General features: G+C 31.4%; 13 protein-coding genes, 1 tRNA gene and 1 riboswitch. Of the genes, 10 read left to right on the top strand and 4 right to left on the bottom strand.

The genetic code is table 11. From position 1 onward, the window contains the following. Window positions 1–36 precede the first annotated feature (36 nt). The 3 genes from BN3657_RS01615 to BN3657_RS01605 all read left to right on the top strand — a co-directional run bounded on the left by BN3657_RS01615 (window position 37) and on the right by BN3657_RS01605 (window position 4,880). Window positions 37–2,688: a valine--tRNA ligase gene (locus tag BN3657_RS01615; RefSeq protein WP_062551501.1), complete on the top strand. Its 2,652-nt coding sequence runs from the start codon at window positions 37–39 to the stop codon at window positions 2,686–2,688. After that, a complete protein-coding gene (locus BN3657_RS01610; protein ID WP_062551500.1) occupies window positions 2,685–3,983 on the top strand; it encodes a bifunctional folylpolyglutamate synthase/dihydrofolate synthase in 1,299 nt (432 codons plus the stop codon). Before BN3657_RS01615 ends, BN3657_RS01610 begins: the two co-directional genes overlap by 4 nt. A gap of 81 nt (window positions 3,984–4,064) precedes the next feature. Further along, a complete protein-coding gene (locus BN3657_RS01605) occupies window positions 4,065–4,880 on the top strand; it encodes a C39 family peptidase (RefSeq protein ID WP_062551499.1) in 816 nt (271 codons plus the stop codon). 148 nt (window positions 4,881–5,028) lie between these two features. On the opposite strand, the gene BN3657_RS01600 is transcribed toward BN3657_RS01605, so the two are convergent. The 3 genes from BN3657_RS01600 to BN3657_RS01590 all read right to left on the bottom strand — a co-directional run bounded on the left by BN3657_RS01600 (window position 5,029) and on the right by BN3657_RS01590 (window position 7,591). Beyond that, a complete protein-coding gene (locus tag BN3657_RS01600; RefSeq protein WP_062551498.1) occupies window positions 5,029–6,102 on the bottom strand; it encodes a hypothetical protein in 1,074 nt (357 codons plus the stop codon). Between the two features lie 114 nt (window positions 6,103–6,216). Continuing rightward, the gene (locus BN3657_RS01595; protein WP_062551497.1) at window positions 6,217–7,107 is read right to left on the bottom strand and encodes a copper amine oxidase N-terminal domain-containing protein; all 891 of its coding nucleotides are present in this window, start codon (window positions 7,105–7,107) and stop codon (window positions 6,217–6,219) included. 100 nt (window positions 7,108–7,207) lie between these two features. Beyond that, on the bottom strand, window positions 7,208–7,591 hold the full coding sequence (locus BN3657_RS01590; RefSeq protein WP_040542621.1) for a hypothetical protein: 384 nt from the start codon (window positions 7,589–7,591) through the stop codon (window positions 7,208–7,210). Window positions 7,592–7,937: 346 nt separating this feature from the next. Here BN3657_RS01590 and BN3657_RS01585 point away from each other — a divergent pair. Further along, window positions 7,938–8,021 (top strand) — tRNA-Leu (locus BN3657_RS01585). Window positions 8,022–8,121: 100 nt separating this feature from the next. On the opposite strand, the gene fic is transcribed toward BN3657_RS01585, so the two are convergent. Next, window positions 8,122–8,688, bottom strand: a complete 567-nt coding sequence (gene fic, locus BN3657_RS01580; protein ID WP_062551496.1) for a protein adenylyltransferase Fic — start codon at window positions 8,686–8,688, stop codon at window positions 8,122–8,124. A gap of 170 nt (window positions 8,689–8,858) precedes the next feature. Here fic and BN3657_RS01575 point away from each other — a divergent pair, with 170 nt between their 5' ends. The 6 genes from BN3657_RS01575 to BN3657_RS01555 all read left to right on the top strand — a co-directional run bounded on the left by BN3657_RS01575 (window position 8,859) and on the right by BN3657_RS01555 (window position 15,272). After that, window positions 8,859–10,277, top strand: a complete 1,419-nt coding sequence (locus BN3657_RS01575; RefSeq protein WP_062551495.1) for a L,D-transpeptidase family protein — start codon at window positions 8,859–8,861, stop codon at window positions 10,275–10,277. Window positions 10,278–10,470: 193 nt separating this feature from the next. Further along, window positions 10,471–10,605, top strand: a complete 135-nt coding sequence (locus BN3657_RS08645; protein ID WP_268258893.1) for a hypothetical protein — start codon at window positions 10,471–10,473, stop codon at window positions 10,603–10,605. A gap of 132 nt (window positions 10,606–10,737) precedes the next feature. After that, window positions 10,738–10,850, top strand: a riboswitch (FMN riboswitch). Between the two features lie 52 nt (window positions 10,851–10,902). Next, the gene (locus BN3657_RS01570) at window positions 10,903–11,508 is read left to right on the top strand and encodes an ECF transporter S component (protein ID WP_062551494.1); all 606 of its coding nucleotides are present in this window, start codon (window positions 10,903–10,905) and stop codon (window positions 11,506–11,508) included. A 130-nt stretch (window positions 11,509–11,638) separates the two neighbouring features. After that, a complete protein-coding gene (locus BN3657_RS01565) occupies window positions 11,639–12,568 on the top strand; it encodes a glutaredoxin domain-containing protein (RefSeq protein WP_062551493.1) in 930 nt (309 codons plus the stop codon). Window positions 12,569–12,661: 93 nt separating this feature from the next. After that, window positions 12,662–13,783 carry a pyridoxal-phosphate-dependent aminotransferase family protein gene (locus BN3657_RS01560; RefSeq protein WP_062551492.1) on the top strand — a complete coding sequence of 374 codons (1,122 nt, stop codon included), beginning with the start codon at window positions 12,662–12,664 and terminating at the stop codon, window positions 13,781–13,783. Window positions 13,784–13,946: 163 nt separating this feature from the next. Next, window positions 13,947–15,272 carry a hypothetical protein gene (locus BN3657_RS01555; protein ID WP_062551491.1) on the top strand — a complete coding sequence of 442 codons (1,326 nt, stop codon included), beginning with the start codon at window positions 13,947–13,949 and terminating at the stop codon, window positions 15,270–15,272. The last annotated feature ends 157 nt before the right edge of the window (window positions 15,273–15,429 follow it).

The following is a 15,429-nucleotide window of genomic DNA, read 5'->3' as shown; positions in this document are numbered from 1 at the left end:
TGTAAATATTTAAAAAAGATAAATTTAGGAGGAAAAATGAAAGAGTTAAACAAAACTTATGATCCAAAGGATTTTGAAGAAAAAATCTATGACTATTGGATGGAAAATAATTATTTTAAGGCAGAGGTGGACGAAAACAAGAAGCCTTATTCTATAGTAATGCCACCTCCAAATGTAACAGGCAACCTTCACATGGGTCACGCACTTAATAACACAATCCAAGATGTTTTAATTAGGACAAAGAGAATGCAAGGTTACTCTGCTCTTTGGCTGCCAGGAACAGACCACGCTTCTATTTCTACAGAAGCAAAGGTTGTAGAAAAATTAAGAAATGAAGGCATAGACAAAGAAGACATTGGAAGGGAAAAATTCCTAGAAAGAGCTTGGGATTGGACTCACGAATATGGTGGAAACATTGTAAATCAACTTAAAAAACTTGGAATTTCTTGTGACTGGTCAAGACAAAGTTTTACCCTTGATGATAATTTATCCAACGCAGTGGAAGAAGTTTTTATCGAACTTTATGAAAAGGGACTAATTTATCGTGGCAACAGAATCATTAACTGGTGTCCATCTTGTGAAACTTCAATTTCTGATGCAGAAGTAGAACACGTTGAAAGTGATGGAAATATCTGGTACTTTAAATATCCTTTTGCAGATAGAGAAGGTGGAATTGAAATTGCAACAACAAGACCAGAAACAATCCCAGGAGACCTTGCCATTGCAGTAAATCCTGAAGATGAAAGATATACTGATTTAGTTGGCGAATATGTAATGATCCCAGTAATGGACAACAAAAAAATTCCTATTATTGCCGATGAATATGTAGAAATGGACTTTGGCTCTGGGGCAGTAAAGATCACTCCATCACATGACCCTAATGACTTTGAAGTTGGAGCACGTCACGATCTTGGTCAAAACATAGTAATTGATGGCAAGGGATATTTAAATGAAAATGCTGGAGCTTATGCAGGCATGGAAAGATATGAAGCAAGAAAAAAAATCATAGAAGATTTTGAAAAACTTGGCTTCTACATTGGCAAAAAACACCATCACAATGCCGTTGGTCACTGCGAAAGATGCCACACAGTTATTGAACCACTAATTTCAAAACAATGGTTTGTAAAAATGGCACCTCTTGCAAAGCCAGCTCTTGAAGAATACAGAAAGGGAAATTTAAATATTGTCCCAGAAAGATTTGGTAAAATTTATGAAAATTGGCTAGAAAATATTCGTGACTGGAATATTTCAAGACAACTTTGGTGGGGACACAGACTTCCAGTTTGGTATTCTGATTCTGATGATGAAATTGTAATATCAAGAGAAGATCCATCAAACACTCCTGGACACGAAGGCAAAACTTTTACACAAGATCAAGACACTTTAGACACTTGGTTTTCATCAGCTCTTTGGCCTTTCTCAACATTAGGTTGGCCAGAAAAAACTCCTGAATATGAATATTTTTATCCAACAAATGTGCTTGTAACTGGTTATGACATAATTTTCTTCTGGGTAATTAGAATGGTATTTTCTGCCCTAGAACAAACTGGCAAACTTCCTTTTAAAGATGTATTTTTAAATGGACTTGTAAGAGATGACCAAGGTAGAAAGATGTCAAAATCTCTTGGAAATGGAATTGACCCACTAGATATAATAAGAGATTATGGTGCTGACGCCCTTAGATTTACTCTTGTAACTGGAAATACACCAGGTAATGACATGAGATTTTATATTAAGAGGGTAGAAGCAAATAGAAACTTTGCCAACAAACTTTGGAATGCAACAAGATTTCTAATGATGAATATGTCTGATGAAATCAAGGATTCAAAGTTTGATTTAGAAAAACTTCACTACCAAGACAAGTGGATAATTTCAAAATTACAAAAAGTTATAAAATCAATTACAGAAAAAATCGACAAATATGAAATTGGACTTGTAGCAGATGCAATCTACGACTTCATCTGGTCTGACTTCTGTGACTGGTACATTGAAATTGTAAAGCCAGTTTTATATTCAGATGATATTGAAGAAAAAACTAACACAGTAAAAGTTCTTCTTTATGTATTAGAAAACATCTTAAAACTTCTTCATCCATTTATGCCATATATAACAGAAGAAATTTGGCAAGCTTTACCAAATAGAGAAGAAGCCCTAATTATTTCATCTTGGCCAGAATATAAGGAAGAATTTGTATTTGAAAAAGAAGAAAAGGCAACTGAATACATTGAAAATGCAATTCGTGAAATTAGAAATGCAAGAAGTGAAATGAATATAGAAAACTCAAAGAAATCCAATACTCTTGTCTACACTAAGGATGCTGAAGTGAAGGAAATCTTTGAAGAAATGAAGGGACTTTTACTAAATCTTGGCTATTCAAATTCTGTTGAAATAACAGATGACGAATCAAAGAAAAATTCTGAAAATATAGCAATTGTTCTCGATAGAGCAGAAATTCAACTTCCACTAAAAGAACTTGTTGACTTTGAAAAAGAATTAAAGAGACTTCAAAAGGACAAGAAGGATGCAGAAGCTGAACTAAAAAGAGCTAAGGGAAAACTTTCTAACCAAGGTTTCGTATCAAAAGCTCCAGCTAAATTAATCGAAGAAGAAAAAGAAAAAGTTACAAAATACGAAGAAATTTTAAAAACTGTTGAAGCACAAATTGCGAAGGTAGAAAAAAATCTATGACTTATGAAGAAATTGTAGCAAACATTGAGAAGAGAATTGGAAAATTCAAGTCCAAGGGCAATGTGAGAATAAAAAAATTCTTAGAAAATATTGATTCACCCCATAAAAAATTAAAAGTTATTCACATTGCAGGTACTAATGGCAAGGGCTCAACTGTTAGTTTTTTAAAAGACATCTTAAAAGAAGATTATAAACTTGGCACTTTTGTTTCTCCTCATCTAATCACATATTGCGACAGGATAAAAATTGGCGATAGAGAAATATCACAAAAAGACTTTGCTGATATAGGCGAATTTATCTTAGAAAAAGAAAAAGAAATAGTTGAAGAATATGGGGAATTAAATCTCTTTGAATTTTTGACAATAATGGCGATAATTTACTTTGAAAGAGAAAAAGTTGATTTGGCAGTTTTGGAAGTTGGCATGGGAGGTCGTGCCGACTCCACAAATATCTTCACAAGTCGTGAAAAATTAATTTCTATTATCACATCTATTTCCATGGATCACATGGAATATCTTGGCAATACAATAGAAGAAATTGCAGATGCCAAGGCAGGCATTATCCAAGAAGATGGTCTTGTCGTGACTACAAATAAAGATGAAAAAATCCTTAAAGTTATAAATAAGGAAACAGTAGAAAAATCTGCAGAAATTTTTTACACTAAGGATCTTGAAAGTGAAATTATAAAATCTGACTTAAAGGGAATTGATTTTAGAGTAAAATTAGATGGAAAAGAAGAAAAATTTCATCTCACACAAATTGGTGATTACCAAGCTGAAAATGCCCTTGGAGCAATTTATGCCCTTTATATTTTAAATAAGAGGGGTATTTTAAAAATTTCTATTGATGAAATAAGAGATAGGATAAAAAATTCAACATGGGCTGGCAGAATGGAAATTGTGTCAAGAGATCCACTTATTATACTAGATGGAGCTCACAATTTTGATGGAATAAAAAAATTAGTAGAGTCCATTGATAACTTTAAGTTCAAAAAACTTTACCTAATCATGTCCATTTTATCAGACAAAGAACACAAGAAGATGCTAGAAGAAATTTCATCTTTCACTGACGAAGTCGTCTTTGTAAATTTGGACTACAAGAGGGGAACAAGCCCTGAAGAATTAAAAAAAGAGGCAGCTTCTTATGGACTTAGGGCCCAAGTGATGAAGCTGGAAGATGCCATAGACCACTACAAGGAAAAATACGATGATGGCGATTTGATTTTAATAACTGGTTCCCTTTATTTTGTAAGTGAAGCGAGGGCAAAGATTTTAAATTACGAGTACAGCATATAAACATTTTAAAATTTAGATAACTTGTAAGAAATTTGGAATAAAGTCTTAAAAATAATTTTATATAATGATTGCGGTGATAATATGAAAAAGATTAGATTCGCAGTCATTATTTTTTTAATAATTTTTCTTGCAAGGGGATTTTCCATCCACAGAAATAGAATTTCAAGTGAGATAAGTTTAAAAGACAGTGAAAATTTTACAAGAGGGGAGGATTTGTCAGACAAAATAAAAATAATAAAGGAAAAGGCAAAAAAAGATGAGGGCTATGAATTTGTCTACGAAAATATTGACAAGCTCCCAGACAAAATGATAAAGCTTGCCGCAAAAAGGGAAGAGGCCCTGGGTTTTATACTTGGATACATAAAAGATGATAAAAGTCTTGCTAAAAAGAGTGAAAGTTTTGCTGTAAATAATCCAGTGAAATTTTATCTACAATTTGATCCTCGTTGGGGTTACGAAAAATATGCAGGCGGACTAATTGGCACGGGAGGTTGCATGCCAACGACTCTCTCCATGGCTTTAAGCGGCTACGGGATAAATAGGAGTCCAAAAGAAATTGCAAAGTTTGCAGAAAAAAATGGCTATGTTGAAGGGGGCATGAGTTCATGGAATCTCATAGAAGATTATTTAATAAAAGAGGGTTTAGGAGTTCGCGGAATCATGAAAAGTGAAATGATGAGTGAACTTGAAAAGGGAAATCTTGTAATTTTATCTTTCAAACCAGGAATTTTTACAGATACAGGACACATAGCTTTGGCATGCGGGCTTGATAATGAGGGGAGAATTATTTTAAACGACCCAAACTCTGTTTATAATTCAAAAAACAGGTGGCAGTACGATAAAATAAAAAAAGAAATAAAAGCAGCTTGGGCAGTTGAAAAGATAAATGACATATAGTAATAGTTAATATCCTATTAGGAAGACTTCATACACAGAATTTTTCACATATTTAAAAACTACACACAAACTCGCATCCACAAAAAACTTCACAAAATCAAAAAAAGACCATGGATTTTTTCCATGGTCTTTTAAAATTCAAGTTAAATTATTTTGCTTCTTTAGCAGTTTCTTTAACTTCTTCTTTTGCTTCTTTAGCGTCTTTTTTGATTTCTTTTTTGCCTTCTTCAGCTTTTTCTTCTATTTTAGCGTCAGCTTTGAAACCAATTTTTTCTCCAGCTTCAACTAGAGCTTTAAGTTCGTTTTCGAATTGTTCAGCAGTAGCTTTTTCATCATTTAGAAGTGATTTTGCAGCTGCAACTGCGTTTTCGTAGTTAGTTTTAACTTCGTCAGTAGCTTTTTTGTATTCTTCAGAAGCACGAACTTCTTTTTCTTTAGCTAATTCTTTGTTGATAGCTTCTTTTACTTCGTCAACTTTAGGAGCAACTTTTTCTTCTTTAGTTTCTTCTTTGTTAACAACAGAAGTTAAAAGAACAGTATCAGTAGCTTTGTCATATCCAACTCCAAATTCAAGAGCTTCGCCAAGATCTCTTAACTTGTAGTAGTTAAGGTCATCAATCTTGTAAGCAGTAGCAGTAAGAGTTTTATCTCCAACTAGAACTTTGTCATTTGTAAGCATACCCTTAGATGTAGCTTTAACTTCTTTTTGGTCAGATTCTACAACTTTGTAGTCTTCTGCCTTAGTTAGAGTAACAACGCCATCTTTGTAGTTAACGCCGAATTTAGCTTCTGAATCTTTAAGAACTGCAGCTAAATCTCTAAGTTTGAAATAGTTGTAACCATCAATATTGTATCCGTAGATAACAACATCTTTGCCGTCAAGTTTAACTTTTTGTTTAGTAGCTTTAACGTCAATAGTTTTTACTTCTTTTTTAACTTCTTTAACTTCTTCTTTAACTTCTTTAGCGTCTTTCTTAACTTCTTCAGCTTTTTCTTTAGCTTCTTCTTTAACTTCAGTCATTTTTTCTGCAGCTTTTTCTTCAACTTTTTTGCCAGTTTCTTTAGTTTCTTCTAGCTTTTTGTTGCCTTCTTCAACAACTTTTTCCATCTTAGTTGGTTCTTTAACGTCTTTAACAGCTTCAGTAACTTCAGCGAAAACTGGGCTTGCAGTAGATAAAAGCATAACTCCTGCTAGTGATAATGATGTTAATTTTTTGTTCATATTTTTTATCCTCCTAAAATATAAGTTAACTTTATTATACAGATTTTCTTCAATAAATCAATTAAAAGGCTAAAATGAGTTACTTAATTTGGCATTCTTAATATTTCTGTAACATTAATAATTAGAATAAGAGTAAACAAAACCGCCACTTGCATCAATTGCTATGAGGCTAGATTTTGTGTAAAAGTTGTAAGTTCCAGCTTCTGGTGTGACTTGTTGATTTGCACCTAGTTCTTTTTCCTTTAAAAATCTTTTCTTATCCCCAACTATGTCCATAAATTCACGAGCCACTTTCTTTGACTCCTCTTCACTTAAATGTTTTTCCAAGAAAGGATACTTTTCGTTAGGAAAGTAGTCAAATTTATAAAATCTTAAATTATTATTTTTATCAAAAGAAAATCTCATAGATAAATTTTTCTTTTCATAATCCTTTAAGTACAATTCATAAACTTTTCCATCTTCCACTTCTTCAACCTTCATCACACCATCTTTTAGATATCCAGCAAGATCAGTTACCTTCCTTATCTTATTAATAGTTTGAAGATCCTTTGCATCCTTAATTAAATCTACATCACGAGTGGAGTCAATTTCATAACCATTGTCGATTGCACAGTAAAACTCTTTTTCATTCCATTCTAATTTTGCATCCATGGCATTGGCAAGAGCCCTTGCTGGCACATAAGTTGTATCATCCATGATGAAAGATGGCGAGTCAATTGTGAAGACCATATCGTCAATCCTATACTCATTAGAATCAACATAAAAGATAATTTTCTTATCTTGGTTTAAAATTTCAACCTTACGCTCATCAGCATTCCAATTGACATCAGCACCTAGATTTTCAGAAACTAGGCGAAGAGGAATGTGAATCCTATCATTTTTAAGGACAAATTCCTTTTCAAAGACAATATTATTAATGACAAGAGTCATCTTTTTCCCGCCATTGGCATAAACGCTAGTAAATAAAAATAAAAAAGATAAAACAAATAAAAGCTTCTTTTTCATAATATCACTCCTTTAATTCATTATACCATTAATAAAAGATTTAAAATTTACAAAAAGATTAAGAATTTAGGCAAAATAAAAAGTCCCCATGGTGGAACTTTTAAGATTTTATTATGAATTTGTTGCCGCAAGATTTGCAAGTGACTCTAATTTTGCCCTTGCCCCTTGGGACTTTCATCTCAAACTTACAAGATGGACATTTGATATACTTGTAAGTTTTTCTTTTTTCATAAGTATTTTTTGATTTCGAAAATTTTCTTTTCAGTGGCTCAACTGTGTCCAAAAATTTTCTATTTTCCTTGTATCTTGCATTGACATCACGAGAAAGGATCCTGTAATAGGAATAAATTATAAGCACTAGTGCAACTGTTGGCAGGGAAGCATTTTTCACAAAGAGATTTATAATTAAAATCACAAGTGCCAGGGATAGGATAAATTTGCCCAATTGATCTTGTCCATATCTGCCAACCATAAATTGTCTCATTTTTTCTTTAAAGTTCAAAAAAATCAACTCTTTCTAAAATTATTCTTTCTAAATATTATAGTATAGGAAGATATAAAAAGAAATAGGAGCAAATAATAGTAGCAGCTAAAATTTATAAAAATTTTGTAAAGAAATCCCATAAATTCTTTCTTTATATAAAAAATAAATAAAATTTGTAAAAAAATATAAAAAATTCTGGATTTTTTAAAAACCACCTGCTATAATAAAGAAGCACCAGAAAAGAGAAGGATAAATCTTCTCTAAATAAAAAGTAAAAAAACTTTAAAAAAAGTGTTGACAAAATATTAAAAGGTGCGTATAATATATTTTGTTGTTAAAACTTCATGCGGGAATGGCGGAATTGGCAGACGCGCTAGACTTAGGATCTAGTTCCAACGGAGTGGGGGTTCAAGTCCTCTTTCCCGCACCAGTATTAAGCCCACAAGATAACTTGTGGGTTTTTTCATGCCTATTTTTATAAAAATCATAAAAAAAATCTCTTGCATTTATTTTACAAGAGATTTACAGAATTATTTATTTAAATTTTCAATATCGTATTGGTATAGGTCCTCATAATAATAAGAATTTTGAATACCACGCATATAGACTTGTCTGCTTTCAATATCACTTGTTAAAGCTGATTTCAACAAATGATTTATCTCCAGTGAGTTGACGGGAGATCTTTCCATAGCACTTAGATATTGAAATTTATCCACTTTAGACCAGTCTACACAGAGTTTTAAATTTTTCTTTAAAATTAAATCTAGCCATATTCTTGTTGCACGGCCGTTTCCTTCTCTAAAAGGGTGGGCGACATTCATTTCTACATACTTTTCGATAATTTCATCAAAATTATTCTCGGGCATTTTTTCTATTATTTTTAAATTTTCTCTCAAAAATAAAATTGGAGCGAATCTAAAATTCCCCTTAGAAATATTTACTTTTCTTATCTCCCCAGCAAAATCAAATATATCTTGGAACAAATATCTGTGAATATCTTGCAAGCCTTTTAGACTTCCCACTTCAAATTCATTTATTAACTTCTTGTCCCAGAGTTCAATTGAACGCATTTTTGATAGTAACTCTTCATCTTTCATTTAATAACCCCTTTGCAAATCCTATTCATTAGATTAATTTTACATACAATTAAGTGAAAAAACAAATAAGACTTACAAATTTATAAATTAAAATATTTACAAATACTTTACATTTAAAAAATCTCACATAAAAACATAAACTTTAGAGTATAATAGTTGAAGGAGGAATTATGAAAAAAGCATTTAAAATAATTTTTGGACTATTATTAGTTTTATTAATTTTCATATATATAATGGGACTTTATTTTTTCAAAGACAGATTTATGCCGAGAACTTTTGTCAATGGCAGAGATTTTGGTCTCACAAAGATTTCTGAATTTGAAAAAAATTACGAGGACCTATCAAGGAACTTTGAACTTGAAATAATATCAAAGGACAAAAATCTAAATGATAAAATTACAGCAAAAGAAATAAATTACATAGACTCCATTGGTTCAAGTTTTGTAGAACAAACTCCTTTCTATTGGCCAGTGGCTTCTCTTATAAATAAAAATTATGCAGTTGACTTTGACCTTCACTATGATGAAAAAGCTTTAGATGAAAAAATTGCAAATCTAAAAGCAGTTAGGGGAGAGTCTACACCTTCTCAAGATGCCAAAGTCGTCTTTGACAAAGATGAATTTAAAATAGAAGATGAAGTTTATGGAAATATTATAAAAAGAGATGAACTAAAAAATGCAATCTTAAATCACTTTGCTGATAAAAAAGAGAAATTGGACCTTGAAAATGAAAATCTATATATGGAACCAAAGATAAAGGCAGATTCAGATTACATTAAAAAACAACTTGCTTCTTATGAGGAATTATTTACTAAGAGAATTACCTTTGACTTTGACGATAGAAAAGAAGAAGTTACAGGTCAGGGCATAATAGCTATGTATTCCAAGTCAGAGGATGGGAGTCTTATCCTTGACGAAGAAAAGGTTGCCCACTTCGTGGAAAAACTTGCTGCAAAATATGACACTTATAGAACATCGAGGATTTTTTATGCAACTGGTGTGGGAACAGTAAAAGTTGACGGTGGAATTTACGGCTGGCTAACAGACAGACCAAAGACGAGAGAAGTTGTTGTTGCTGCCCTAGAAAAAAATGAGCCAGTGACAGTAAAAGCAGTTTACAGACAAGATGCAGTTTCAAGAAAAATTGACGACATTGGAAAAACTTATATAGAAGTTGACTTGGCAAGACAAAAACTTTGGTATTACAACAATGGAATCATTGAACTACAAACAAATGTAGTTACAGGAAATCCAAATCTTGGCAATGGAACTCCAACAGGGACCGACAGAATTTGGTCACGAGAAAGAGATAGATACCTAACTGGCGAAACATATCGTTCAAAAGTTTCCTATTGGGCACCAATAAACTGGTCTGGCATAGGACTTCATGACGCATCATGGAGATCATCCTTTGGAGGAAATATTTATAGATCTTCTGGATCTCATGGCTGCATAAATATTCCACCAGCAGTTATGAAAAATCTTTATCCAAAAACATTTACAGGTATGCCAGTTATAGTTTATAACTCTGCAGCCCAAAAAGTTCAAGATCCAGGTCCAGAAAATACAGTGGGACAAAGACCACAATAAAAATAAAGAAAAAATTTTTCTAAAATAATGAACTAGGCAATTTTGTCTAACTCATCGTTAACTTATAAAAAGAACACCTTTAGCTACAATCGTAGGTTAAAGGGAGTGTATAAAATAATCAAAAAAATCGGTTATGCGTTAAAAATTTTCAACTGTTTGAGCTCGCGAAGCGAGTGAGTTTTGAAAATTTAGCATGATCGATTTTTTTGTACTTTCAGCGCGTGGAGTTCAAAGGGGTGGTTTAAGGAGGGGAAAAAGGGGCCTCGCAATGCCCCTTAATCCCCTCCTTAAAAATATATTAGAAATAAAATCTTTAAAATTAAAATAAAGTTAATAAAGAAAAAATTGTATTTATAATTCTAAAGCGAAGCTTTAATCAATTTAATACAAATTAAGTGCACATAAATCTTGCAAAAATTTTCACAAATGTTATAATTAAATTAAGAAATAAATAATAATTTTAAATCTTCAGGGAAGGGTGCAAATCCCAACCGGCGGTAAAGTCCGCGAGCGAAAGCTGAATTGGTGCAATTCCAATACCGACAGTAAAGTCTGGATGAGAGAATGATTTAAACTTTCATGCCCCGAAGGTTCGGGGTTTTTTTATGCCCCAACAGGAGGTAAAATGAACAAAGTAAATTCAAGTTCTATGATAAGAACAAAAGACATGACAAAAGTAGGAATGCTATCAGTAATTGCATTTATATTGATGTACTTTCAATTGCCAATTACCTTTGTAGCACCACCCTTTATGAAGCTAGACATCTCAGACTTGCCAGTCCTCATGGGGGCTTTCACAATGGGACCAGTCTTTGGAATAATAATAGCTGCCTTAAAAAATATAATGCACATAATATTTAAAGGAACAATGACAGCAGGAATAGGAGAACTATCCAACTTCCTAATCTCAAGTACCTTTGCCTTTGTGTCAGCATATTTTTATAGAAAACACAGGACATATAAAGGAGCCATATTATCATTAACACTGGGAGTTCTTGCTATGACTTGTTTAGCAATGCTATCAAACTATTTCGTAGTTTTCCCACTTTACGCAAAAGTAATGCCAATGGACGCAATAATAGAAATGGGATCAGCTATCACACCAAGAATCACAGGACTATTTTCCATGATGATTTATTCAGTCCTTCCTTTTAACCTAATAAAAGGATTCACAACATCAGCAGTGATGATGCTAGTTTACAAAAAAATTAGTCCAATCTTTAAAGATTAAAGATAAAATTATAAAAGCAAGCTGTCAAGAGGCAGCTTGTTTTTTTGTCTCCATAAAAAATTTGAAAATAACATTTAAACTTTAATTTAATGTGATAAAATACTAGTAATAAATTTAAAGGAGGCAGATTATGAAAAAATTTGTAGTAGTATTATTAGCTCTTTTAACCTTAACAAGTCCAATGACAGCCCTAGCTAACAGCAATGAAGGCAAAGAAGAGAACAAAGCTAAAATATCAAAATTAGAATCAGACGAAAGGTTTGCTGAGACATCAGGAGAAAAAGTTAGATTTGACGGAAAAGACATAAAAATAAATTCCTACCTAATAAACAGGTCTAACTATGTAAGAATTAGAGATGCAGCAGCTCTTCTAAAAGATACACCATCAAAATTTATGGTATCTTACGACAATAAAACTCAAAAGGTAATCATAACAAAGGGTGAAAATCAAAAAGAAGACTTTACTTATGTTGAAAAAACGGAAGAAGAAAAAATAGCAAAAACAAATAAACAAAAAATAGTTGACAGCAAAGGAAATGACATAGAACTCAATGGATATTTCATAGATGGATACAACTATTTTCGCCTAAGAGACCTAGCAAAAATCTTAGACTTTGGAGTAGCTTATGACTTCAAAACAGGAACAGTTTTATTAGATTCCAAAGATGCAAACATAAAAGACATATATGAAGAAGGCTACTTTACAGCGCCTATAAACAAAATCAAAACAAAAACAGGAGAAGAAGACATAAGATTTTTAATCTATGGATTTGAAGAATGTCCTTACTGCCAAAAATTAAAAGCATATTTAGATAACAAAGGCATCAAGTATATATCAAGAGATATTAGAGATAGCGAAGAAAAAAAAGATGAAATATTTGAAAAATATTATTCTGATAGAACAGAGTATAATGATAGAGTTTATTATCCAACTCATATAATAACTCTTGAAAAAGACGGAAAAAGCATAAGCAAATGCGTTGTTGGTTTTGATAAAGAAGAATATGACGAAATATTTAAACAAATAGAAGAAAACACTTACTTTGTAGAAAATAAATAAAAATCAAAAACAAGCTGTCACAAGGCAGCTTGTTTTTTTCTATCTATATTAATATAATTTATTCAAAAGAAATTTACATAAGAGAGGTAAAAAATGAAAATATTATGTGCAGGACCTACATCAATTGACCAAAGAGTAATGGAAGTCATGGGAGAGTCACACACAAACCCAGACATTGATCCAGAGTATGAAAAAAGACACAGACAAGTAGAAAAGAAAATTTCAAAACTATTAAAAACAGATGCCACTTCCTTTATCATGCTTGGCGAAGGCATAATTGGATTAGAAGCAGCAATTATAAACCTAGTAGAAGAAAACGACAGAGTCCTAGTCCTAAATAACGGCGTTTTTGGAGCAGGCTTTGCCGACTATGTAAAATTTTATGGTGGAGAACCTTACATATATGAAGATGACTTTAGAAGAGGATTTGATATAGAAAAATTAAAAAAATTCCTAGAAAAAGATCACGACTTCAAAGTTGCAACTATGGTTCACTGCGAAACACCATCAGGCATAACAAATGACGTAAAAACTATTTGCAATCTCCTAAATTCCTATGGAATCCTAACAGTTGTGGATACAGTATCGGGAATGGGTGGAGAGGAATTTGACTTTGACGAATTCAAAGTTGACATAGCCCTTGGCGGAAGTCAAAAATGCATTTCAGCACCAGCAGGACTAACACTAGTCACAATATCAGAAAGAGCAAAAAAAGCCATAAAAGAAAGAAAAAAACCAGTTCCTTCATATTACATGAATTTCACAAACTACTACGAATACTCTGACGGCTTTGCCTTTCCATACACAATGAATGAAAACTTGACTTATGCCCTTGACTTGGCATTAGACATTTTGATGGAAAAAGATTCCCTTGCCCTTCACCAAAAATACGCAGAAGTAACAAGAGAAATATTTGAAAAAGCAGGATTTGAACTTTATGCCAAAGACTCAAGATCAAATACCCTAACAGCAGTCATGGTTCCAGAAGGATTTATAGCAGAAGACATCCTATCAGCACTTAGAAAAAGGGGAATCCTTATATCAAAGGGAGCAGGAGAAATATTTGAAAAAGTATTTAGAATAGGACACATGGGCAACAACATATCCTATGAAAACTTTTTAGAATTATATGAAAAGTTGGATGAAGTCTTTGAAGAACTTGGGATAAAGACGGAAGTTTCTTTAAAAGAAGAATTTGTAGAACTAATGAAGTGATAAAATTGCTTTTGAAAAGCAAAAAATTTTTAACTGACTTATCAAAAGTTGTGAAAAAGACTTATTGACCAAGATGAAATAAATGTAACAAATTGGGGCAAATTTATATAACGCTTAAGAGAAATAAAATCTTTCTTAGAAGATAAGTTTTAAGGTGGAAAAAATGTTAGAGGAATGGATAAAGTTATTTGAAAAAAAATGTAAAATTGAAGATCTAAAATCTGACTTAAGCAAAACATTCATTGAATTATCGATAAATGACTTAGATATTAACGATCAAGAAAAATTATTATTAACTAAATATGTTGATGGCGAAATAAATTTAGAAGAGTATAAGTTAATTCGTGATAGTGTTATTTTGGATTTGCTCAAAGTGGATAGAAAGAAACTTGAAGAAGATGAAGTTAAGATTAAAGTAAAAGAAGCTTTGGTTTCTTACTTTTTGTTATATTATTTTTATAAAGAAGAAAATAATTTGTATAAATATATTCTTTATAATACTAATTATAAGTATTTCAATTCATTAGTGTTAAAAATTATTGAGCTATTAATTAATAGTAAAGTTGAAAAAACACGATTTAGAGCAGAAATAGAATTTGAAAGCGGAAATAGTTATTCCGGAAGGTCAGGAAGGTTAGTAAGTCATATTACCCACGAAACAAATATTAAGGGTGATGTTGACATCGAATATTCCAAAATCGGCTCAATTGAAAATATATGTTTTGGGATATTAAGAGAGAATGATAATTTTTATGAATTGAATGTAAAAGATATTAGAGTTAGTAATAGATCAGACCAAATTTATGTAGAAGCTACAATTGAAGAAAATTACAACAGTAATATTGTATGGGAAGCTATTGAAGATGAAGCGTACATAGAAGTAGAAATACAATACTTTACAACTATATTTTCATGGGAAGAATACCTTATTGAATCATTAAAACTATATAATCAAAATAATTATAAACTAGCTTTTTTACAATCTATGTTTTCCTTAGATTCTTTCATTGAATCAAGTATATTTCAATTAAAACACATAATGATTAATCAAATAACAGATTGGATTTTTAATAATAGTGTAAAAGAAGAGGTCAAAGATTTAGTTAAATTTCTTGTTTCAGTAGACTTTTCTCGCGGACAGATGATAAATAAAGAAATCATTGACTCAGCTTATTTTATAAAGAAAATAAGTAATGATACAAGAAATCTTGTGAATGAAAAATTTGTTGATTTAATGAATATTAATTATTATCTACATTCAAAGAAAATTAAAAATTTATTTAGTGAGGAAGAAAATAAATTTTTAATTGAACGAAAAAAAAGATTAAATTACATGATGGATATAAGAAATGATTTATCTCATGGGGATGTTATTGAAGAAAATATTGATTTTGAACTTTTGTACAAAGAAATACTTTCGATTTTTATATATATAATAATGGAGTTTAAAAACAAAAATAATCAGAAGCTAATTAATTCCTTTAATTAAGTATTTTAGAACACCGATTGAAAGCTGGTAAGAATATCGTTTTTTTATACTCAAAATTTTTGGTTTAAGTTGGTAAAAATAAGGTTTTTCTCTATAAAGAAATAAATAGTAAAGGTAATTGGCTATTGGAGTAAAACTTCAGTCGCTATTTTAATTA

The sequence above is a fragment of the Peptoniphilus phoceensis genome, assembly GCF_001517665.2.
Taxonomy (GTDB): Bacteria; Bacillota; Clostridia; order Tissierellales; family Peptoniphilaceae; genus Peptoniphilus_A; species Peptoniphilus_A timonensis.
The sequence above is the reverse complement of the archived record's forward strand: the minus strand, read 5'-3'. Positions and strand labels throughout refer to the sequence as shown.

Coding starts and splice junctions, on each gene's coding strand:
- BN3657_RS01615 (WP_062551501.1), top strand. CDS start 37: ATGAAAGAGTTAAACAAAACTTATGATCCAAAGGATTTTGAAGAAAAA.
- BN3657_RS01610 (WP_062551500.1), top strand. CDS start 2,685: ATGACTTATGAAGAAATTGTAGCAAACATTGAGAAGAGAATTGGAAAA.
- BN3657_RS01605 (WP_062551499.1), top strand. CDS start 4,065: ATGAAAAAGATTAGATTCGCAGTCATTATTTTTTTAATAATTTTTCTT.
- BN3657_RS01600 (WP_062551498.1), bottom strand. CDS start 6,102: ATGAACAAAAAATTAACATCATTATCACTAGCAGGAGTTATGCTTTTA.
- BN3657_RS01595 (WP_062551497.1), bottom strand. CDS start 7,107: ATGAAAAAGAAGCTTTTATTTGTTTTATCTTTTTTATTTTTATTTACT.
- BN3657_RS01590 (WP_040542621.1), bottom strand. CDS start 7,591: ATGAGACAATTTATGGTTGGCAGATATGGACAAGATCAATTGGGCAAA.
- fic (WP_062551496.1), bottom strand. CDS start 8,688: ATGAAAGATGAAGAGTTACTATCAAAAATGCGTTCAATTGAACTCTGG.
- BN3657_RS01575 (WP_062551495.1), top strand. CDS start 8,859: ATGAAAAAAGCATTTAAAATAATTTTTGGACTATTATTAGTTTTATTA.
- BN3657_RS08645 (WP_268258893.1), top strand. CDS start 10,471: ATGATCGATTTTTTTGTACTTTCAGCGCGTGGAGTTCAAAGGGGTGGT.
- BN3657_RS01570 (WP_062551494.1), top strand. CDS start 10,903: ATGAACAAAGTAAATTCAAGTTCTATGATAAGAACAAAAGACATGACA.
- BN3657_RS01565 (WP_062551493.1), top strand. CDS start 11,639: ATGAAAAAATTTGTAGTAGTATTATTAGCTCTTTTAACCTTAACAAGT.
- BN3657_RS01560 (WP_062551492.1), top strand. CDS start 12,662: ATGAAAATATTATGTGCAGGACCTACATCAATTGACCAAAGAGTAATG.
- BN3657_RS01555 (WP_062551491.1), top strand. CDS start 13,947: ATGTTAGAGGAATGGATAAAGTTATTTGAAAAAAAATGTAAAATTGAA.